The following is a 21,791-nucleotide window of genomic DNA, read 5'->3' on the forward strand; positions in this document are numbered from 1 at the left end:
TACAACAACTACCGATATACGGAGCGACTTAACGGCTTGTCTCCCCATGAGTATCGTCGAGCTGCGTAATGAAATAATCCCCCAGTTCTCTGTACTTGAACTGAGGGATAGGCCTAACCGTTTTTTTGTTTTTTTCACTGTCTACTTGACAGGGAGCACTTCAAAATGGAGGTTGAGCGGCTGTTTTTATGTGGTGTGCAGCTTATTCTTTCCCCAACTTGCGTGACACCTGCTCTGCAGCATGCAGAACCGCTTCAATGGATAACCTTTTGAGCGTTTCGTCAAAACGGTATTTAGGGCCTGCGATGGAGAGGCTTGCGACAAGTGTGCCCCGGGAATCAAATACCGGCGCGCCGACTGCGAATACGTCGGGATCAATCTCTCCCTGCGTAAGCGCGTAGCCCTGCTCACGTATTCCGCTCAGCTCCTGCAGCAGCTTCCCCTCCGATAGCTCTGGCGCCCACTTGTCTAGGACGTTTTGAATAATTTTTTCGCTTTCGTAAGCCAAGATGACTTTGCTCGACGCGCCCAAGTACAAGGGCAGTATTCTTCCATTCTCGGCTGAATATTGAATGAGCGCCTTGCTCTTAATGGTCTGGATACTGATCGCATTCGTGCCGGAGCGAATAAACAGCAGCGACGTCTCATTCGTCTCCTTCGTCAACTCCTCCATAACCGGCAGTGCGAGCGGGACCAGCTCCCGGTGCACCTGCTGGCTGAGGCTTCTTGCCAAATCCAAAATCCGCATGCCGAGGCCAATCTGTCCTTTGCCCCTGCGCTCAACGATTCCGTTCTGTTCAAGCGTCTGCAAAAAACGGTAGGTCGAGCTCTCCGGTATCGACACCTTCTGCGCAATGTCGCTGACGGATAAAGCGCCGTCCGCTTCGGCCAGCGCAAAGAGAATATCCAAAGCCCGGCTTAAGGTCTGTGTTCCATTCATGGGTCGCACCTCTACGTTTGTACTCATATTCACCCCTATATATTCGGCTGTCGGCTTGGAATACCTTCTCTGGTATGGATAGCACGGGCTGCCTAAGCTTCTCCCAGCTGATCGTCAAGCCCTCCTGTTTTCAATAACGTATAGGCTGCTTTTATGTCTCCGCTTAAGCTGCGGTCCCGATCCAAGAAGGGAACCACCTCTCTGATTCTATTATACGCGGTCAACGTGCCTTCTCCCAGCTTGATCCCATTCCTCAGATCAATGGCTTGGGCTGCATGTATGGCCTCTATTGCCAGAATATAGGTAAGTCGGTCTATGATTTCACCTGTCTTATGGATCGCTAGCGGCGCATTTGTCGAATGATCCTCCATATCGCCGGCCAAAGAATAATAATCGGCCGAAACAGGGTTTGAGAGATGCCGGATCTCCGCATCGAGTGCAGTGAACGTTTTCTGAATGGTGCTGAAGGCGAGAATATGAGCTTCCGGAGCCAAGAAGCGCGGCAGCCCCGTGAATGATGGCGTGCTCAGCTTAATCGTTCGGTAACACGCAATTTTGGAGACATGGCTAAGCGCGATGCCAAGCATTTCAAAGCCCAGCACCCAGGCCAGCGGTTCAAAGCTGGCGCTTGGCAAAATGCGCCCCTCATCTTCAAGCACGCAAGGATTATCCTCCGATGAGTTCAAATGAAGTTGCAGCGAGCCTTTGGCGTAACCAAGCGCCTCTAGGGCTGCGCCGTGAACGGGCGACGCGCTGCGGAAGCTGAGCGGGTCCTGCAAGGCTCCCGTGCTATGGCTCCATAAGCTGCTGCCTTTTAGGTAGCTGCGAATCCGCGAGCTGCTGCTGCCATGCCCTTCGTAAGGGCGGCTGCGGTGAACGCTCTTATCCAGCGGCGTCAGCTGCCCTTGCAGCGCTTCCAGCGAAAGCGCATAAACCAGGTCAGCAATCGCAAGCAGCCGTTCGCCCTCCTGCAGCACCAAGGCTCCATGTCCCGCGGCTGCGGCATTGGAGGACACGATCGCAAGCCCGTCCTTGGCTCCAAGACGGATTGGCTGTAATCCTGCCTGCTGGAGGGCTTCCTCCGCCGCCATTCTCGTCCCTTTGTAGATCACGTCTCCCTCACCGATAAAGGCAAGCCCGAGATGGGACAGCAGCGTGATGTCGCCAGCGCCGACGGACCCTCTGCTTGGCAGCAGAGGATGAATGCCCGCATTTAAAAACTCGGCATACTGCTTGATTAATTCAGGAGAAGCTCCGGTTGTGCCGACAAGCAGCGTGTTCAGTCTGGCAAGCAAAGTCGCTCTAACCTGGCGCTCGCTGGCATAAGGCTCGACCCCGGCAGAATGGGCATACAGCAGACTGCGGTTGTAGCTCTCGAAAGCCTGCTCCTCGACAACCCAATCCTTATTTAGGCCCACGCCGCGGTTGAATCCATAGATCGGCGAATCACTCTCCGTCTGTTTAAGGATAAATTGACGAGAACGTACCAGCCGCTGCCAGGCATCCTCCGCTATTTCGACGCGGACAAGCCCAGCCGCAACCGCCACGACATCCTCTATGGTCAAAGAACTGCCGTCAAGCAAAAGCGTCCGCAATTTTTGCCCGTTTGTCATCCGGCTACCCCTGCAAGCCTTCCAGCGCATAGGCAGCCAGCGAAATGCCAAGCGCCTTCTCCACTTCCGGATAAACGGACGAGTCCTTCACGCTCGAGCTCAGCGGAACCTCACTTTTATGAATAGACAAGACAGCCAGCTTGCTTCCAAGCGCAACATGCCCTACGCTGACAGGCAGTCCGGTCTCCGAAGAGAGTGTTGTAATAACATCAGGGTAGGTGGTCAGCCGATTGCCGCTGCTATCATCTACCGCCATATATTCGTTCATGACATGAAGCGTAAGTACGCCTGCCTCGGTTTCTACATCGATCGTGCCGATATCGAAGGCCCCGGAATAATGAACCTCCCTGCGAATGACCGTCCCTTGTCCCAAGATCGTGCCTCTCGTTTGCGTTAAAATCGTATCGATTACTGCGTCGCCGCCCTGCGGCTGCGCGGCAATAATGGCTTTTCCAAGCGCAATGGCAATGGAGATGCCGCCGATAGCAGCATGCTCCTTAATATAGGAAGCCGGAAGCGGGTGGCGTGCCGAAGCGATAAAGCCGCCTGCCTGATCGGCCGCCGTTCGCAAAATATTCGACGTGCGGGCAGGCGAGCCTTTGACGACCAGCTCGATATACGAGCCGTTATCGCGCTTGCCGCCGACGACAACTTGAATCGTTTCGTAATCCTGCAGGGCCGCGAGTCCCATCGAGCCCATTTTGCCGGTCGGATGGGCGCGAATATCGCCGGTGGCATCCACGACGACCAGATTAAGAAGCGCAGCTGGAAGCCAGCCGTTAATCGTGCTGGACATGCCGTTTTGAGGAGTCATGATGCCTACGATCTTTCCTTCGTAGTTTTCCTGCAGAAGCTGCACCGCTTTAATATAATCAGTGCCTAGCATTTGCCAATCGGTACCTGCCGGAGCGCCTATGGCCGTCGCCGTAATGACAATGGCGTCATCCGGCAGCTCATCGACGGAAACCAGCCGCGGCTGGCCGATCGCTACTGCCGCTCCGCCTATCTGGAGCCCATGATCCACCCATCCGCCTCCCCCGCTTGCAAACACAGAGCCTCCTCTTACGGCTGCCCATACGTCCTCTTCCGTCAAAATTCGCATCTCGTTTCCTCCCTTTTCCACAGTTATTATAGATTGGTGTTGATTCTCCGAATCCCCTTCCGCTCAACCTCGTCCAGCGATTCCTCATAGCCGGCATCCGCATAGCGAAGTACACCTAGGCTCGTATCGTTATTCAGCGTCGTCTCCAAACGAATGCCGCTCTCGGTCGTGCCGTCCGCCACAAGCGTCACGCCGGCACTAGTCATATAGCCGGAATAACCACCTCCGCCGGAATGAATCGTAACGAGATCCGCCATCGATGAACAGTTCAGCATAGCGTTCAAGAGCGGCCAGTCTGCAATCGCATCGCTGCCGTCCTTCATTTTTTCGGTCATAATATTAGGATGAGTCATCGAGGCCGCGTCCAAATGATCACGCGAGAAGGCAATTGGTCCGCTTAAGACGCCTTCCTTAACCATTTGATTGACCGCCAAAGCCAGCTTCGTACGATCGCCGTGGCCAAACCAGCCGATGCGCGCGGGCAAGCCCTCGACGGGAACATGCTCCTGCGCCAAACGGATCCAGTTCACGATAATTTGGTTATCTGCAAAGGCCTGAAGGATATAATCGTCGATTTTCTGAATATCGCCGACGTCGCCGCTCAGGGCAACCCAGCGAAAAGGACCGATCGCCCTAGCAAACAAGGGACGCAGAAAGGCTTCGGTAAAAATATCGATGTCAAACGCTTGCTCTACGCCGAACAGCTGCGCTTGTGAGCGAATGTTGTTGCCATTATCGAATACGATTGAGCCCTTCTCCTTAAAAGCCAGCATCGCCCGCACCTCGCGCGCGATCGATGCCCCTGCCGCCTGCTGCAGGCGTTCGGGGTCCGTTTCCCTAAGCTGCTGAAGCTCCGCCGTTCCATATTCTGAAGGAACATAGCCGTAAAGCAAATCATGGGCGGAGGTTTGATCGGTAACGATATCGGGTACAATTCCCCGCCTCACAATTTCTGGATAAATATCGGCTGCATTGCCGATAAGACCAACGGATAACGCCGTCTTGCTGCTGACCGCTTCTGCTATCCATTCAAGCGCTTCATCCAACTGATCGGTCCTACGCTGAAGATAGCCCGACTGAATCCGCCGCTCTACCCTCTCTTCGGAAACCTCAACGCAGAGAATCGCTGCGCCGGCAAGCGTACCGGCAAGCGGCTGTGCACCGCCCATGCCACCTAAGCCCGCCGTCAGAATAAATCGCCCTTGCAGCTGGCCTTCAAAATATTGTCTTGCGATGCTCTGAAAAATCTCATACGTCCCTTGAATGACGCCCTGCGAGCCGATATATTGCCAAGCCGCTGCCGTTAAGCCACCCCAAATCAGCAAGCCCTTCTCCTGCAGCTTGTAGAAATTTTCACTCGTCGCCCAGCGACCGACCAAATTGCAGTTGGCCATGACGACCAGTGGCGCAAAGCGGTGCGTCTTGAAGATGCCGATTGGCTTACCCGATTGAATGACCAATGTTTCGTCCTCTTCCAGCTCTTTCAGCGTACGAACAATCGCATGGTAAGAGGGCCAATCACGCGCGGCCTTAGCAAGCGCCGCATAGACGATCAGCTCCTTCTGGTTCTCGCCGTTCTCCAGCACATTCTCCAGCATCCGGAGTAAAGCCTCCTGCCGCCAGCCCTTGCAGCGAAGCTCGGTGCCTCTAGCTGCCGCTATCCGTTCCATTGGAATCATCCTCTCTCTCCAACGCATCCCATCGTTGGTCAAATAAAAGCACGGCTTGAATAACCGCTTCAATTCCGGTGGCAACCTGAGCATAAGGGGTCCACTCCTCCGGACAGTGGCTGCGCCCTCCTTCGCTAGGCACGAAGATCATGCCGATCGGCGCGATGCGCGCCAGTTGGTTCGCATCATGCCCCGCGCCGCTTGGCAGCTCTATCGTCGGAGCGATCGCGCTGCACACCTCCCGAATGATCGATTGCACCTCGCTGCTTACCCTAATCGGATCCGATTGCGACAAGGGCTCCAAGCGTATGCTAAGCCCCCTGCGCTCTGCGATTTGAGTAGCTCTCACCCGAAGCGCCGCCGCAGCCTGCTCCACTATCTTCGTATTTAGGGAACGGAGTTCCAACTCAAAAACGACTCTTCCCGGAATAACGTTGGACGCATTTGGCTCTACGAACAGCCGGCCTACCGTTCCCACCACAGGCTCAGCGTACTTCTGGCTTGCAATTTCTTCGACTGCAAGCACCAGCTCAGACGAGCCGGTCAATGCATCGGCACGCAGCCCCATCGGCGTTGTTCCGGCGTGGTTCGGCGCGCCTTCTACCGTAACGGAAAATCGGTGGATGCCCACGATGCCGGTAACGACGCCAAGCGTGTTCCCGGTTTGCTCCAGCACCGGCCCTTGCTCGATGTGAAGCTCCAAATAAAAAGCCACATCTCCTGAACGTCTGGCCTGCGCGGCGATATCATCCGGCGAACCTCCAGCCCGTTGGATGGCATCCCGGAGAACTAATCCTTCTGGATCCTTGCGCAGCAGCATTTCTGCCAATAATTGATTCACCATGCCGCGGCTGCCAATCGTCGAAATGCCGAATTCGCTCGGCTCCTCCGCGGTGAAGTCCACAATTTCAAGCGGGTGCCGCAGGATAATACCCGTTTCCTTCAGCACCCGTGCAAGCTCGAGTCCGGCAATGACACCAATAATGCCGTCAAACCTCCCACCTCCCGTAACGGTATCGGTATGGGAACCGACCATAATCGGCTTCAAGCCTGGCTCGCTGCCTGGCAATTGGCCGATCAGGTTGGATGCCGAATCCTGCCGCACCGACAAGCCATTCTCCCGCATACGCTGGCGCAGCCACTCTCTTCCTTGCTCATACCAGGATGTGAAGGGCCTTCTCGTCCAGCCTGGCTTGCTTGTATCTATATAAACGGCAAGCGCTTCGATTTGCTGCCGTATTCGTTCGCTGTCAATGTGTATTCGGGTCAAGCTCATGAGCTGACAACCTCCCTTTTATAGGCTGCGCCTGCAATAAACTGGCCGCTGCCCGGCTGGGCTACAATCCGCTCACCGTCATAAACGCTTCTCCCTCTAACGATGGTATGCCTGATTTTGCCCTGTACCTTATGCTGATGAAACGGGGAAAGCTTGGAATGGGAGAGAAGCTTAGTCTGGTCAATCGTCCAACTTTGCAGCGGATCAATAACGGTAAAGTCGGCATCGAAGCCCAGTTCGATTTTCCCTTTGCCCGGTATGCCGAATACCTCTGCGGGAGATTGCGCCATCCATTTGGCGAACTCCTCTGGCGGGACGCCCTCCTGAATAACGGCGCGGTCGAATAGCAGCGGAACCATAATTTCCACGCCGGGCATGCCTGAAGCAGCAAGAAATATATTGTCCTTGCCCGCTTCTTTGCGATCCGCTCCCCAAGGCGCGTGATCGGAAGTAATGATGTTAATGCCTCCCTTGCGCTGCTGCTCCCACAGCTTTGCCGCATCTTGTGCGAGACGTAGCGGCGGATTGTTTTTGGCAGCGGGTCCAAACTTCTCCAGTGCGGAGACATCCATAAGCAGATAGGGATAACAGGTTTCACAGGTAACATCTACCTGGTCGTCCTTGTACCGCTTAATCAATTCAATCGTTCGCGGATGGCTCACATGGACAATATGCACCTTGACTCCCGTCCAATAGGCGAATTCCAGTACCTTCAGCACGGCACTCGTCTCGGTTACCGGAGGCCTGGTCTCCATATGCGCTCTCGCGTACAGCCGTCCGGCATCCATATATTCCTTGGTCAAGCTTTTAATCAATTCGTTATTTTCCGCGTGAAAAGCAGCCCGGAGACCGGTTTCCCGAATCAGCGCCATCGCTCTCATGATTTCACTGTCCGGAATTTCTGGGAAGCGATGGGGATCAGTCTCAAAGGTAGACATTTTAAACGCTATCGCTCCTGCCTTCGCCAGCGGAATAATCTCATCGGTCCCGCCTGTTTTGGCAATGGTAGCCCAAAGGCCAATGTCGATAAGCGCTTCCCGGTTTAATCGCTCAATCTTCTGCTCCAGCAGCGAAGCAGAATTGATCGGAGCAGGCAGGTCATAGGGCATATCCAGCATAGTGGTAATCCCGCCCGCTGCTGCTGAGGATGAGGTCGTGACGAATCCCTCTAGCGGATTGCTGAAGCAATGCACATGCGCGTCAATCATCCCGGGAAAAACATAGCACTCGCCAAAATCAAGCGTTCGCGCCCCAAGCAGTGAGCCCGCTGGGGCGATATGATGAATGGTTTCATTCTTGACTCCGACTTCTCCGAAGATGACGCCGTCTTCCAATACGAGATTGCCCCGCACAATTAAATCATAGAACATGCCATAACCTCTTTCCTTGTGGAGTAGATGGAACGGTTTTGGCTCTCAGCCGCTAGATGCGGTACGATTATCCGGAGCTTCCCGCTTCGATTGCCCGCTTGCGGAATCCGGAATAATTCGATATAAAAACACCAGCCAAAATAATCATGCCGCCGAGAAGCTGAGTGGCCTTAATAGGGTCCCCGAGCCATAAATAACCGGCAAGCAAGGCGATAAAAGGCGGCAAGTTATTGAATAACGAAGCCGTGCCCGCACCGACGACCGCTACCCCGCGGGTCCACCACCAACCCGCGAATACATTTATGAGTCCCGCAGCGATAAGCAGCAGCCACATCCACGCCTCGCCGCTCATTTCCAGCTTGCCAAGCGCACGTTCGCTGAACGTAAGCGGAAGCATAAGCGTCATACCAACAAAGGTTGAATATAAATTCATGGAGAAGGTCGATAGGCGCCGTGACAGCCTAGGGATAAACAGCAGGCTGACCGAGAAGCCAAGCATCGCAATGAGCAAATACAAGTCGCCAATGGACACGCCTAGCGCGGATTGTCCTGCAAGGACGATAATCAAGACGCCGGCAAAACCAAGCAGCGCTCCTCCGATCTTTTTGCCCTGCAGCCTCACCCGGAAGAACACGGCCTCCAGCAGAAGCGTGACGAGCGGTGCCACCGCATAAATAAGCGAGCCGTTGGCAGCGGAAGAATGCTGAAGCCCAAGAAAATAAAATGGCTGCTGAATAAGTGTGAAAAAAAAGGAGGACGCGAGCAGCAGCAGCCACTCGGTCCTTGTCGGCCGCTGAAGGGGCTGCGTCCCGCTGATAGCCAGCAGCAGCACGCCCGTCACCGCAATTCGAAGAAAGGATAGAAGCACGGGGGAAAAACCTCTCAGCAAATATGCGCTAAGCACATAGCTGATCCCCCATAGAATCGTAACGGCAAATAACCCGATATAAGCCGATTTTTGAGCTGACGCTGTCAACGGCATAGCATCCCCATCCCTATCTGACTGCTCATCAGGTATGCGGAGCGGTGTTTTTGTACGGAAGCCGATCCTCTTCCTGCAGCTTCCACTGCACGCCGTCTACATAGAGGGCATCCACTTCTTCATTGTAAAAGCTCAGTCTTCCAGCAATCTCGTTCACTTCCGGCAGCGCCTCCGCATAGCTCCATACGATATTCTTGGCCGTCTTCCCATCCTCCAGAATAGCGGACCAATAGGAAGCCGTGCCTTTGTAGGGGCATTGCGTCGATGTCTCAGATGGTGCTAGCAAATCCAGCCGAATATCTTCCTTGGGCAAATAGTAGCGCGGCGTCAAGCCCGTTTCGTACAAAATGACCGGGCGATGGCTGTCCGCAACAAGCTTGCCTCCGATATAAACCTGTACGTGGCGCGAGCTTGGAATCGCATCAATGCGGGAATAGGGGTCTCTCGCATGAACGAAGACCTGCTCCTCCTCCTCGTACCAGGCATCCGCCTGCTTCCAGACAAAGGAGATATATCCTGCGATAATGCTCCCCTCTCCTGCCGAATTTGGATACTGCCACGCGGCTCGCTCAAACACAAGGCCGCCTAACGAAATATCGCCGTATACGGCTTCGCCTTTATGCCCATGGTCCACGCGTTGCTCAGACCAAGCGATATACTCGCTTTTCACATCATCCTGAGGGAAATAATAGACTGGCAGTTTTCCCGTTTCCGTCACGACAAGCACCTGCTTGCTATCGGCTATCGTAACTCCGCCAAACACAACGCGAATCCATTTCGGGCTTCGCTCCGCCCGGATTTGCCAGCCCTCGTGCTCTCCGTCCCTTAAAGACCACTGCGGATCAATATGCGCCATCATCCATCTCTCCTTTATCGATTAAACGCGAACCGACGTATGCCGATTGGCTGGCCGCTGCAGATTCAAATGCTCGCGCAGCGTGCGTCCGGTGTATTCCGTACGGAACAATCCCCGGCGTTGAAGCTCGGGAATAACCAAATCGACAAAGTCATCCAAGCTTCCCGGCAAATACGGGAATGCAATATTGAAGCCATCCGCGGCTCCGTTGACGAACCAATCTTCCAAATGGTCGGCTATCTGCACGGGCGTGCCTGCAAACCCGCGTTTTTTCGTTATGCGTTGATACAGCTGACGCAGCGTCAACGGCTCTTGCTGAACCAGCTCCCGGATGCGCTCTAGGCCGCTTTTGCTTTGATTAAAGCCATCAAGCTCCGGAATAAATGGCAGCGGCTCATCGAGCGGGTAGCCCGATATGTCATGACCCAAATAATGGGACAGCAAATCCAAACCAAGCTTCTCCGGCGTCAGCTCCTCGATGATGGCAATGCGCTCCTGCGCCTCCGCCTCCGTTCGTCCGATAATCGGCATGATGCCCGGCAATATTTTCAGCTCATCCGGATGCCGGTTGTACTTCACCATTCTGCCTTTAATATCCTGATACAAGCGCTGGCCGTCCTCCAGCAGGCCACCGGGCGCAAACGTCGATCCCGGTGCAAAAACGACCTCTGCCTTGGCAGCCGCCAGCTCCTTGCCGGCCTCGGATGCACCCGCTTGAATAAGCACCGGATGCCCTTGAGGCGGCCTAGAAACGTTGAGCGGGCCCCGTACGTTAAAATCCTTGCCTTTATGATCCAAGTTGTGAAGTTTGTCTTTGTCGGCGAAATATCCGCTCTCTTTATTAAAAAGCAGCGCGTCATCCTCCCAGCTGTCCCATAGTCCCTGCGTGGCTTCGACGAACTCGCCTGCCCGCTCGTATCGGAGTGCATGCTGGAGGTGCTTTTCTTTGCCAAAATTGCGCGCTTCCTCATCGGTCTGCGAAGTGACGATATTCCAAGCGGATCTCCCGCCGCTGAAATGATCCAGCGTACCTAACTTGCGAGCGATATGGTACGGCTCGTTGTAGGTTGTGGAGATCGTTGCAGCCAGTCCGATATGCTCCGTCACAACGGAGAGTGCCGAGAGCAGCGTAAATGGCTCTGGCCTAATGCTGTTGGAGTGGCTGATGCCGGATTCGAATCGATCCCACACATACAGCTCATCTGCGTAAAAAAACATATCGAACTTCCCGCGCTCGGCGGTTTGGACAATTCGCTTGTAATAATTGAAATCAAGCAGCCCCTCCGCTTCCGCTTCCGGGTGTCTCCAGCTTGAGATGTGCTCCCCAGCGGGGAAATACATCATGGCGCCAAGCGCCATTTGTTTTTTCGGTGTACTCATTTTGCCTCACGACTCCTTCATTCGATTATTTCGTAATCAATCCATTTGCCGTCAGCCATTCCTTCGCCACATCAAGCGCCGGGCGCTGCTTCAATTCCACTTCGCTGTTCAAGCTTTGCATCTGAGCATCGGTGATTTTGCCTGCAAGCTTATTCAGCACTTTTTCCAGCTCCGGATGCTTCTTCAATACCTCGTCGCGTACGATCGGCACAGCATAATAAGGCAAGAATACATGTTTGTCATCTTCAAGCACGACAATCGGCTTCACGGTGATTTGGCTGTCCGTCGTATAAAGAATCATAGAATCGATGAGTTTTTGGTCGATCGCCTGATACGCAAGCCCAGGGTTCTGAATCGTTTTGATTTCCTTAAACTTTGGATTGTATTTTTCAAGGATTGGTGGCCAAGCGTCGGGACGATTAATAAACTCCTCGCTTGCGCCGAAGATAAGCTCCCCTGATTTTTCCGCGAGCTGGCTAGTCGTCTTAATGCCGTATTTCTCCGCTTGGTCCTTATGCAGACCGAAAGCATAGGTATTGTTGAAGCCAATCGGGTCCAGCACCGTTAGCTGATTTTGCTCCTTTAGATCCTTTTTTACCTTGTCATAGGCTTTTTGCGGGTCGAATTCCGGCTCCGCTTTAAGAATATTGATGAGTGCCGTACCGGTATACTCCGCATAAACATCCACTTTATTTTCCTTTAATGCATTCCAAAGCAAAGAGTTATCGAGCGTCTCTACATTGGCTTTTAGCTTCGTATCATTTTCAATGAGCAGCTTGAACGCATTCGCCAAAATATCCGATTCAGCGAAGCCTTTCGTTGCGATATTAATGGTATCCGATTTGCCTGAACCCGAGGTGGAGCACCCGCTCATGACGGCTATTAATAAAGCTGCCGCCCCCAAAGCAATCGTTTTTCGAACCGAACGTTTCCCCCTGCTGCTTGCTGTAAAATTCCACTTTTTCATTTCCCTTTTCCCCTCTCCTGTACTCTCTTATATTTTGGATTGCTCCCGCAGCCCTTTAGGCGTCATGCGCCGGTTAAGCAGCAGCAGAAGCAGATTAACGACAATGACTAGCAATGAAACCGGAATCGCGCCCATCAAAATAACATTGGTATTGATCATCGAAATTCCCCGCGTAATGATATCCCCAAGCCCGCCTGCGGCAATATAAGTCGCAATCGTCGCCAAGCTGATCGTTTGCACGGCTACTACCCGAACGCCAGCCATGATGAAGCTGCGCGCAATCGGAAGCTGGACCATTCGGAGTATTTGCCAGCGCGTCATTCCCATGCCCGTACCGGCTTCGATTAAGGCAGGATTCACGCCGGATACGCCAACGTACGTATTTTGCAAAATCGGAAGCAGTGCGTAGAGCGTCAGCGCGATGATCGCCGGCTTGGTGCCAATTCCGACCAGCGGAATCATGAACCCGAACAAGGCGAGACTCGGAATGGTCTGAATAACCGAGACGACCGTAATAATCCCGTTTGCCAGCCGCTTATGCGTCGTGAGGTAAATGCCGATCGGAATCGCAATCAGGCACGCGATAATGACCGAGACTAGGGATAGCTCCACATGCTCCAACGTTTTCTGCAAAATATGCTCCCAATCCGCCTTCACCGTGTTCCAAAATTGATTCATGCCAGCACCTCCTCCCTGTTAAACTGTTTACCAATTGCCTCAATTAAGCTGGACTGCGTAACCGCCCCCAGCAGCTGATGAGACGCGTCCACTACCGGCACGATGCGGTTTTTCTTCAGCAGCTCGAAGAGCTGCGAGACCGGCGCATCGCCTCTCACGTAAGGAGCATCGGTCTTCATCACTTCATTGATCGGCCTCTCGCTGCTCCTAGCCTGCTCTCCTTGCAGCTGTTCCCGCCCGATGATGCCTAAATATTTGTTTTGCTCACAGGTTACAGCCAGCGCATCCAGCTCATGCTGCTCCACATATTGCAGCGCATCGGCTACTTTGAAGTGGGAGTAGATCGATAAATGATGAGCCAGCATGTTGGCTACCGTGTGCTGCGGAACCAGCGGCTTAAAGCGCTCCTGTCCGATGAATTCCCGGACGAAATCGTTGGCGGGCTCATCAAGCAGCTCTTCCGGCGTGCCGGATTGAACGACTTTGCCATCCTTCAGCAGCACGATCAGATCGGCAATTTTCAGCGCTTCATCAATATCATGCGTGACGAAGACGATCGTTTTTTTCACATGCTCATTAAGCTTGATGAGCTCCTTCTGAAGCTGAATGCGGCTGATGGGGTCCAGCGCGCTGAATGGCTCATCCATAAGCACGATTGATGGATTCGCGGCCAGCGCCCTAGCTACGCCGATTCGCTGCTGCTGCCCCCCGCTTAACTCGTGGGGATACCGTTTTCGATAGGCTTCGGGCTCCAGCCCAACAAGCGACAGCAGCTCCTCGGTACGCTCCTTCAGTTGCTGCTTCGGCTCCCCTTTCAGCCGCGGGACGACCGATATGTTCTCCTCAATGGTCATATGCGGGAATAATCCGATTTGCTGAATGACATATCCGATATTCCGCCTGAGTTCCACGGGATTCAGCTCACCAATGTTGCTGCCTTCGAGAAGGATTTGACCAGCCTCAGGCTCGATTAGGCGATTGATCATTTTCAGAATGGTCGTTTTTCCGCAGCCGGAAGGACCTATAATCGTTACAATCCGTTCCTTGGGCACAGTCAGATTAAAGTTTTCCAGCACGAATCCCGCGCCATAATTTTTACTTACCTGCTTGAATTCAACGGCGGCCTCGCTCATCCCCATCCATCCCTTCTATAAACATGCGTTAACGGCTGGCGCCGTTCCAAAAGACTGTAAAAGCGTTTCTTAATAATCGACAAAGGCTTTTGGGGAGCCAAAGCTGCCCAAGTCCCTATAGATACAGAAAAGGCCCCACTTTCCCTTATGGGAAAATGAGACCTCCTATCGCAAGGTTGACCTCAAATTATTATTAACATGTGATAATAACTAACTGTATTACAATAATATTATGTAAGTAGTTGAATGTCAACGATTATTTACACTAAACCTATCGGAATTAACAACTTAAACGAGGGAATAAAAAAAGACCTCCTGTCAACAGGTCAGTCACGTCGGTATTATGCCGTTCGTGTATTCAATTACTTAATTTCGCTGGCGTTAAAGAAATCAAGCGCAGACCGGTACCAGCTCGGCTCCGCTTCCTTCACACCGTCCACAAAAATCGCATCCACTCGCTCATTGTAGAACGAATGCAGCTTTGCGATTTTCGGTATTTCCGGGATCGGGTCCGGGTAGCTCCAAAGCACATTTTCGTACGTTTTACCGTTTATATCTGCAGTCAGATAGGCTGCCGTTCCTTTATATGGGCAGCTGGTTTGTAGGTTCGATTCTGAGAAGTATTCCTGGCGAATATCCTCGATAGGCAAATAATAGCGAACGGGTACGCCCGTTTCAAACACGATCACCGGCCGCTTGCTGTCTGCTACCGTCACCCCATTCAGCACAACCTGGATATGGCGAGAGCTAGCAATGGCATCAACACGCTTGTACGGATCACGGGGATGAACAAATATTTCTTCTTCCTCCTCCAGCCACTTATCGACCTTGTTCCAGTAGAAAGCCACATGCCCGCGAAGCGCCTCGCTCTGCGGGATCGGGTTCTCGTAGCCCCACACGGCATTTTCAATTAAGCGTTCGCCTACCTGGATACTCCAGTAGGAGGCGTCTCCCTTCAAAGGGCAGTGGGTTTGATGCGCGGACGGTACAAGCAGATCCTTGCGGACGTCCTCCACCGGAAAATAATAGACGGGCAAATGCCCCCGCTCATGAAGAGTAATGACGGACTTGCTGTCCGCGATAGTCACGCCATCCACCTGAACGCGCACCCAACGTGGGTTAAGCTCGGCTTTCAAATTCTTTTTCGACGTATCCGCTACCTGGCAAGTTTCCTGCTCCGTTTGATGAAGACTCATGTTTATTCCTCCTCTTTTTTATCAATAATAGATAATTGATTATCACATTTATATATTAGCACCGACTTTTATGTCGCACAATAGATATTCATATAAAACCAATAGGGATTTAAGTATATGGAATTATGAGAAATATGATTGCAGTTTATCTCATGTCCCTTATCGCAATGGATATCCTACAATATAAACCTGATAATAGAGGCTTCACAGTTCGCAAACAGCAAACGACCGGCCTCCTTTAACGGAAACCGGTCTTCGGTTTATTGCACTGCAAGCTAATCCCGAAAGCCACAATTGGAATGAATAGTCTGAACGATTCTCCCCGTCAGGAACTTCGGCAGCATAAGCTGCTTCAATCCCTCGTTTAGCCTTTGCTTGCTCCGCCAAAGCTGAAGCCTTGGGACATGAATCGCTGACCTATAATATATAGAGCAACTGCTGGCATCGTATAGATAATCGAGAAGGAAGCCAGCTTACCGTACTGCACAATCCCGTTTTGGCCAAAATATTGATAGATGGCAACAGCGGCCGGAAGCTTCGACGGGCTTTGCAGCAATATGAATGGAACTAAGAAATTGCCCCAGCTGCCTGCGAATGCAAAGATACCTACTGTAAAAATACCTGGCAGCATAAGCGGAGTCACAACGAGGCGCATCGTCGTCCAGATTGAAGCTCCATCCACCCATGCCGCCTCCTCTAGCTCCAGCGGAACAGAATCCATGAAGTTTTTCATCATCCAGATCGAATAAGGCAGCGCGGATGCCGCGAGAAACAAAGTCGTGAACAGGAGAGAATCCTGAATTTTCAAATACAGAAAAAACTGATACACCGGCACCATAACAGCGGTAATCGGCAAGCCGGTAGCAAACAAAATAATGTACATAAAAGGGCGCTTGTAGCGCAGCTGATAACGCGATAACGGATAAGAAGCAAGGCCCGCTACAACAACAACAAGCAGCGCTTGTCCTAACGCCAGAATCAAGCCATTCATAAAAGCTCTTTGATTGTCCGCACTCGACAACGTTGAGGCATAATTGGCAGCCGTCAAATCTGCAGGCATTCGCAAAGCGAGCGTAGCGCTCCCATCAAAAGACGCAAGCAACAGCCACAGCAGCGGCAACAAAAACAACAGCCCGATGATACTCAAAATGATATAAGGAAGCACCCGTGCCAACATATAACGATTAAATTTCGGGCGTTTCCGTACGTTACTGCTCATCATTCATCCTCCTCATGTAGATCATACATAGCATTCATTTTGATTTCCTAGGCACAACTTTAACAGCCTGACCTTAAGCTCATTTTCTACAGCTTCACCTTCAACAGCTTCATATACAGCAAGCTGGCTATGATGCCGATTAAGAGAAGCATCAGTGAAATAGCCGTTCCGTAGCCCAATTGATAATTCACAAAAGCCTGATGATACATGTAAATCGGCAGTGTCTCGGTTGCATTGCCCGGTCCTCCGCCTGTCAGCGCATAGATGAGCGTAAATGAGCCGAGCGTCTGCAGCGTGACGAGCACCATGTTCGTCACGACCGAACCAATGATCATCGGAATTGTAATACGAATCAGTCGCTGCCAGGCGCTCGCTCCATCGATCATCGCTGCCTCTTCTACTTCGCGAGGCACATCGCCAAGCGCGGCCTGAAAGACCAGCATCGAGAATGCCGTTCCATGCCAAATGTTTGCGAAAATAACGGAAACCATCGGGAATGTATACAGCCATGTTATGGGCTTCAGCCCGATGCTTTCAATCATTGCATTAGCTGTTCCACTATCGTTAAGAAATGCGAACCATACGAAGGCGCACACCACCTCCGGCGCAACCCAGCCCGCGATAACAATAGAGCCGATGACACTTCGAAAGGTTCGATTCCGACCATTCATCAGAAATGCAATCAGAAATCCCATGACCTGCTGGCCAATGACTGCGGAGAACAACAAAAATAGAATCGTGTTAAATACAGATGTACGGAAGGTCGCATCCTGAAACATATTCGTAAAATTTTTAAAGCCAATAAACTCTGTTTGCGCCGCTGCCGCACCAGTCAAGGACATATTGGTAAAGGCCAAATAAAAAGTTAACAGCGCAGGTACAAAAAAGAACAGCAGGAGCAGCAGCCAGCTAGGGGTTAAGAACATCGCCGCTCTCCATTGCTCCCCGCTTCCCCGCTTTCTTTTCACTCCCGAACCCCGCGGATTAATCGCTTCCATCTCGAATCCTCCTGACTGAATATAACAAGTAAGGCCGACTGTTAGTAAGCAACAATCGGCCTCCTCCTGCACTTTACTTCGCCGTCACTTTTTCTGCGCCAACCGTTCTTTCCACATTTTTGGCATATTCCTTCATAGCATCCTCTGGAGATAAGCTGCCAGAAGCGACCTTCTCGACCATTTCCTGAATTTGAGTAGATACACCCGGATATTCCGAGTTGCTAGGACGCACATGTGTGTAAGTAATAAACTCCGCTGCTACGCCGTACAAGGTTCCAGGCTGACCAGTGTACTCCTCATCTGACGCAACATCGGTGCGCGGCGTCAAGGCGCCATCAAGAATGGCAAACTTTTTATTATTTACCTTATTGGTAGCCATTTGAATAAATTGGAACCCAAGCTCTTTTTCCTTCGACTTTGCTCCAACGCTTAATGTCCAGCCTCCGGACATCGACGTGAAGCCTGGCTCCTGTCCGTTCTGCGTCGGCATTTTCACGAAGCCGTACACATCAAGCGCTTCCGGCCATGGCTTGCCGCCGTTCTCTGCCCAGTTGCCTGTAAGCCAATTGCCGTTCAGCACAATCGCAACCTTCTGGTTAGGCATCAAGTCGGTTTCTAGCACTTGCCCTGCTTGGGAGGTCAATACTTGCGACAGCTTCGGTCCCATGCCTTCGGAATAAATACTATTAATAAATTGAAGAGAGCTTAGCATGCCAGGGCTTTGCGTTACCCATTTACCGTCTTCGTAAAGCGTGTTATCCGTACCGTAAAGCAGCATTTCGAGCGTCTGCATCGTAGTTGCTTCCTGGCCTGCTTTGCCAGAATTCATCCAGAACGGAATAATATCCGGAAGCTTCTCTTTAATGATGCGCGAAGCGCTCAGAATGTCATCCCAACTCTTCGGCTCCCATGGAACAGGAAGTCCCGCTTGCTTGAACAGCTCTTTATTGTAGTAAAGCCCACGAACATCAGTAGAGAACGGAACGCCGTATATGCTGTCGCCCTTGCCCGTTACTGCAGCTTTGATGCCATCGTTGAAATTGCTCCAATCTGACCACGAAGCAACGTCAAGCGGCTCGAGATAACCCGCTTCGCTATCTGCGTTAATCATAAACGAATCCTCTGCAAGCACCTCTGGCGACGTTTTTCCATCCATCATCAGCAATGGGATTTTCGTTGCATACTGCGAGCCTTCGATCGGCTGAAGCTCAACCTTCACACCCGGATTGGCTGCCTCAAACTCAACCTTCACATCAGCGAGCCATTTGCCCCAGTTATCGGTCTCATTCCATTTGCCGTAGGCGACCTTGACAGTCTTTGTCGCTTGTCCGCCAGCATTGGCCTGATTGCCTGCCGAATCGCTTGTACCCGTATTCCCTGAGCATGCCGCTGTCAGCACCGTTAATGCCGCAATTGTACCTGCCAACCACTTTTTTGTCCCTGTCATGCTACTCGCTCCCCTTTGTTGTTCGTTTACCCAGCAGAATTGTACTAAAATTCTTTGTTGTTCCTCTATTAGACAGGCTTCATGCCTGATGGAACCTTGAATCCGCAATACACCAATATAAGCTCGCTGAACAGCGAATTGGCCCAGGAAAACCATTCACGCGTATATTCTGCAGGGTTGTCTTTATGAAACCCTTCATGCAGAAAATCCGTTCCTGCATCCGTATGCTCCAGCACAGACAGCAATCGATCAACCTCAACTTGATCACCCGATGTCAACGCTTGCATCGCCAGCGAAATATGCCAAATGTAATCCTCTGGCGTATGTGGACTGCCGATTCCTTCAGCTGCGATTCCACGGAAGAAATACGGATTCTGTTCACTCAGTACAAAACGGCGCGTGTTCAAGTAAATCGGATCATCGATCGAGCAATAGCCGAGATACGGCAGCGAGAGCAAGCTTGGCACATTGGCATCATCCATCAGGTTATAACCGCCAAGGCCATCCGTCTCGTAAGCGTACATGCGACCGAATTCACTATGCTCAATAGACGCATAAGCCTCAATACCTGCTTCAATTTCCTTGCGTAATGACGCAGCTTCGTTAGCAAGCCCTTCTTCTCCCATGACTTCCCGGGCAATCTCCTCCATATAATTCAGCACTACGACAGCAAACATATTGGAGGGTATCAAGTAGCCGTAAGTGCAAGCATCGTCGCTCGGTCGGAAGCCTGACCAGGTCATGCCCGTCACTGCGCTTGGATTGCCCTTGCCTTGGTGAGGCAATGTATCTGACGCCGGGCAGTCTTTGCGTTCAAAGCGATATGTCGAAGCCTCATCATGATTTTGCTCGATTGTCCATATTTTTAATATGATGCGACATGCTTCCAGAAATAATTCATCGAATTGGGACGTACGCCCTGTCGTTTTCCACAATAGATAAGCAAGTTGCAGTGGATAGCAGAGTGAATCAATCTCATATTTACGCTCCCAAAGCCAGTCGTTCATTTCTGTTAAATCGTTCTGATGCCCCATGCCATTAGCGCTCTCATTAAAAGCATTGGCATACGGGTCGAGGACAATATAGTGAAGCTGCCGTCTGACAACGCCTTCAATCATGTCTGCGAGCTCCGAATCTTGCTCTGCCAATATCAGATATGGCCGCACCTGAGCTGCCGAATCTCTGAGCCACATCGCCGGAATATCTCCCGTAATGACAAATATCGTATTGTCGGACTGTGGTCGCAAGGTCGTCGTCAACGTATTGGTATAACATTTGGTAAACATGCGAGCCAGCTTCGGACGATCTCTGAGCTTGTTCTCTACTGCCCTTATCAATGACTGCACCGATACGGGCAGCGACTTTGTTAATTCTGTCATCTCCTGCATTCCTCTCTGTTAAGCGCTTTCATTAGTTCGTAAATAGATATTAATACATATTATATGTTATGTCAATATATCATATTATATTTTTTTATTAAAATGACATAACAACATAGCAACATAAAAATAGTCCTTGTTTGTCACAGGAGACAAACAAGGACTATTTGTTAAACCAGCTTTCAATCTATTCTATAAATGCCAGCCATTACACCTGTACGTTCATTGGCTCGGGGGCCGGACCTGTCGATTTACCGGTTATAAGTGTGGCATTCAAGGAAATTTTGCCCGAGATAACTTCCCCTTCAATATGCTTCAGCACATGGTTGACCGCAAGCTTCCCTATCTCCTTCTGCTGCTGCTGCAAATGAGTAAATGGATAGAGAGCTGAGGTGCTCGGCGGACTATCGAAGCAAATGACAGATAATTGCTTTGGAATTTGCATACCCAGCTTCTCGATCGCTTCCTTGGCGATAAGAGCCAGCTCATATTCCATAGCAAACAGTGCAGTAACCTGCGGATGGTCCCGCAGCATGCGTTGAACCATATCCACATTTCTGTCAATCGATGTTGACGCCGGTTCGTCGCTCACACTCCAGTTCATATCGGTAAGCCAGGATGAGCGATCAAGCAGGATGCCCCGTTCGGCATGCGCCTGAACGAAGCCTTCAATTCTTTCTTCAATAGCTACATTATCCGTCACTCTTGAGGCCAGCAGCCCAATATGGCGATGACCGTAATTAAACAGATGCTGTACGCCATTGCGCGTGGCTTCCACATTATCTGTACTTATTGCGGTCGTATCCGTCCACTTCATATAACGGTCAACGAGCACATGCGGAAATTTGTCGATGACAAGCCTGAGAATTTCCGGACTGAAGTTCTGTCCCCTTGTCGGATAGATAATTAAGCCGTCCACTCCGTATTCACGCAGCATACGGATCGCTTTCTCTTCTACTTCAGGGCGCGAGAAGGAAAGGCGCAGCAGGATATACACACCAAGCGCCTGCGCAGTACGCTCCATCTCGGCCAGCATTTCCTTGCCGTAGCTATCGCTGAAATCCTCCATAATCACCCCGAGCACCATCTGCTTCGGACGAGACACAGTCAGGGCTTGCTCAAGAACGCTCGGCACTTCACCTGGTCTGAAGGGGGGCTTATGCTCGATCACGAATGAGCCCCGACCAGGCTGGCGCATAATAATGCCATCCTGCACGAGCATATCCAGCGCTTTCTTCGAGGTGATTCGGCTTACAGAGAATTCCTCCATCAGCTCTTTCTCTGAGGGGATCCGCTCTCCCACCGAATACTCGCCAACTAGGATTTTCTCGCGAAGCAGAAGGTACATTTGTTCATATCTTGGCTTCAACATATTCATGCCTTCCATCATATAGTCACCTTCAGCATTGGATTAGTCATTCTGAAATTAGTTTACGTATATATCAACCTAGTATACTATGTTATGTCATTTATTGAAAGGTTATTCTATTAGAAGATCAGCTATTCTCGCTACTTTATGATGTTCCTCAACAAAAATAACGCCTCTTCAAGAAGCGGCATAACGATTGTTTATATTTTATCCTAT

General features: G+C 51.4%; 18 protein-coding genes. All 18 read right to left on the reverse strand.

Annotated elements, in window-relative coordinates:
- Window positions 1-202: 202 nt before the first annotated feature.
- The 18 genes from E0496_RS04980 to E0496_RS05065 all read right to left on the reverse strand — a co-directional run bounded on the left by E0496_RS04980 (window position 203) and on the right by E0496_RS05065 (window position 21,578).
- Complete coding sequence (locus tag E0496_RS04980) at window positions 203-940, reverse strand: IclR family transcriptional regulator (protein WP_141500555.1); 738 nt, start codon at window positions 938-940, stop codon at window positions 203-205.
- A gap of 92 nt (window positions 941-1,032) precedes the next feature.
- On the reverse strand, window positions 1,033-2,553 hold the full coding sequence (locus tag E0496_RS04985; protein ID WP_141500556.1) for an HAL/PAL/TAL family ammonia-lyase: 1,521 nt from the start codon (window positions 2,551-2,553) through the stop codon (window positions 1,033-1,035).
- 4 nt (window positions 2,554-2,557) lie between these two features.
- Window positions 2,558-3,655: a DUF917 domain-containing protein gene (locus E0496_RS04990; protein WP_141500557.1), complete on the reverse strand. Its 1,098-nt coding sequence runs from the start codon at window positions 3,653-3,655 to the stop codon at window positions 2,558-2,560.
- A 26-nt stretch (window positions 3,656-3,681) separates the two neighbouring features.
- Window positions 3,682-5,325 carry a urocanate hydratase gene (locus E0496_RS04995; RefSeq protein WP_241674608.1) on the reverse strand — a complete coding sequence of 548 codons (1,644 nt, stop codon included), beginning with the start codon at window positions 5,323-5,325 and terminating at the stop codon, window positions 3,682-3,684.
- Window positions 5,303-6,601 carry a Zn-dependent hydrolase gene (locus E0496_RS05000; RefSeq protein WP_141500559.1) on the reverse strand — a complete coding sequence of 433 codons (1,299 nt, stop codon included), beginning with the start codon at window positions 6,599-6,601 and terminating at the stop codon, window positions 5,303-5,305. The genes E0496_RS04995 and E0496_RS05000 overlap by 23 nt, the downstream gene beginning before the upstream one ends.
- The gene (locus E0496_RS05005) at window positions 6,598-7,971 is read right to left on the reverse strand and encodes a dihydroorotase (RefSeq protein WP_141500560.1); all 1,374 of its coding nucleotides are present in this window, start codon (window positions 7,969-7,971) and stop codon (window positions 6,598-6,600) included. Before E0496_RS05005 ends, E0496_RS05000 begins: the two co-directional genes overlap by 4 nt.
- 67 nt (window positions 7,972-8,038) lie before the next feature.
- A complete protein-coding gene (locus E0496_RS05010; protein ID WP_141500561.1) occupies window positions 8,039-8,953 on the reverse strand; it encodes a DMT family transporter in 915 nt (304 codons plus the stop codon).
- Between the two features lie 28 nt (window positions 8,954-8,981).
- Window positions 8,982-9,809 (reverse strand): DUF427 domain-containing protein, encoded by an 828-nt coding sequence (locus tag E0496_RS05015; RefSeq protein WP_206669709.1) that lies wholly within the window; start codon window positions 9,807-9,809, stop codon window positions 8,982-8,984.
- A 21-nt stretch (window positions 9,810-9,830) separates the two neighbouring features.
- Window positions 9,831-11,189, reverse strand: coding sequence for an LLM class flavin-dependent oxidoreductase (locus tag E0496_RS05020; RefSeq protein WP_141500563.1), 1,359 nt, complete (start codon window positions 11,187-11,189; stop codon window positions 9,831-9,833).
- Window positions 11,190-11,214: 25 nt separating this feature from the next.
- Window positions 11,215-12,156 (reverse strand): ABC transporter substrate-binding protein, encoded by a 942-nt coding sequence (locus tag E0496_RS05025; RefSeq protein ID WP_141500564.1) that lies wholly within the window; start codon window positions 12,154-12,156, stop codon window positions 11,215-11,217.
- A 27-nt stretch (window positions 12,157-12,183) separates the two neighbouring features.
- The gene (locus tag E0496_RS05030; RefSeq protein ID WP_141500565.1) at window positions 12,184-12,834 is read right to left on the reverse strand and encodes an ABC transporter permease; all 651 of its coding nucleotides are present in this window, start codon (window positions 12,832-12,834) and stop codon (window positions 12,184-12,186) included.
- Window positions 12,831-13,967 (reverse strand): betaine/proline/choline family ABC transporter ATP-binding protein, encoded by a 1,137-nt coding sequence (locus tag E0496_RS05035; RefSeq protein ID WP_141500566.1) that lies wholly within the window; start codon window positions 13,965-13,967, stop codon window positions 12,831-12,833. The genes E0496_RS05030 and E0496_RS05035 overlap by 4 nt, the downstream gene beginning before the upstream one ends.
- A 362-nt stretch (window positions 13,968-14,329) precedes the next feature.
- Window positions 14,330-15,163 (reverse strand): DUF427 domain-containing protein, encoded by an 834-nt coding sequence (locus E0496_RS05040; protein ID WP_141500567.1) that lies wholly within the window; start codon window positions 15,161-15,163, stop codon window positions 14,330-14,332.
- A 364-nt stretch (window positions 15,164-15,527) separates the two neighbouring features.
- Window positions 15,528-16,382: a carbohydrate ABC transporter permease gene (locus E0496_RS05045; RefSeq protein WP_141500678.1), complete on the reverse strand. Its 855-nt coding sequence runs from the start codon at window positions 16,380-16,382 to the stop codon at window positions 15,528-15,530.
- Window positions 16,383-16,468: 86 nt separating this feature from the next.
- Complete coding sequence (locus tag E0496_RS05050; RefSeq protein WP_141500568.1) at window positions 16,469-17,380, reverse strand: carbohydrate ABC transporter permease; 912 nt, start codon at window positions 17,378-17,380, stop codon at window positions 16,469-16,471.
- 73 nt (window positions 17,381-17,453) lie between these two features.
- Complete coding sequence (locus E0496_RS05055) at window positions 17,454-18,827, reverse strand: extracellular solute-binding protein (RefSeq protein WP_161601315.1); 1,374 nt, start codon at window positions 18,825-18,827, stop codon at window positions 17,454-17,456.
- Window positions 18,828-18,895: 68 nt separating this feature from the next.
- Window positions 18,896-20,206, reverse strand: a complete 1,311-nt coding sequence (locus E0496_RS05060; protein ID WP_141500570.1) for a glycoside hydrolase family 125 protein — start codon at window positions 20,204-20,206, stop codon at window positions 18,896-18,898.
- A 208-nt stretch (window positions 20,207-20,414) separates the two neighbouring features.
- A complete protein-coding gene (locus tag E0496_RS05065; RefSeq protein WP_161601316.1) occupies window positions 20,415-21,578 on the reverse strand; it encodes a GntR family transcriptional regulator in 1,164 nt (387 codons plus the stop codon).
- Between the last annotated feature and the right edge of the window lie 213 nt (window positions 21,579-21,791).

This window comes from Paenibacillus luteus (assembly GCF_006542765.1).
Classification (GTDB): Bacteria; Bacillota; Bacilli; order Paenibacillales; family Paenibacillaceae; genus Pristimantibacillus; species Pristimantibacillus luteus.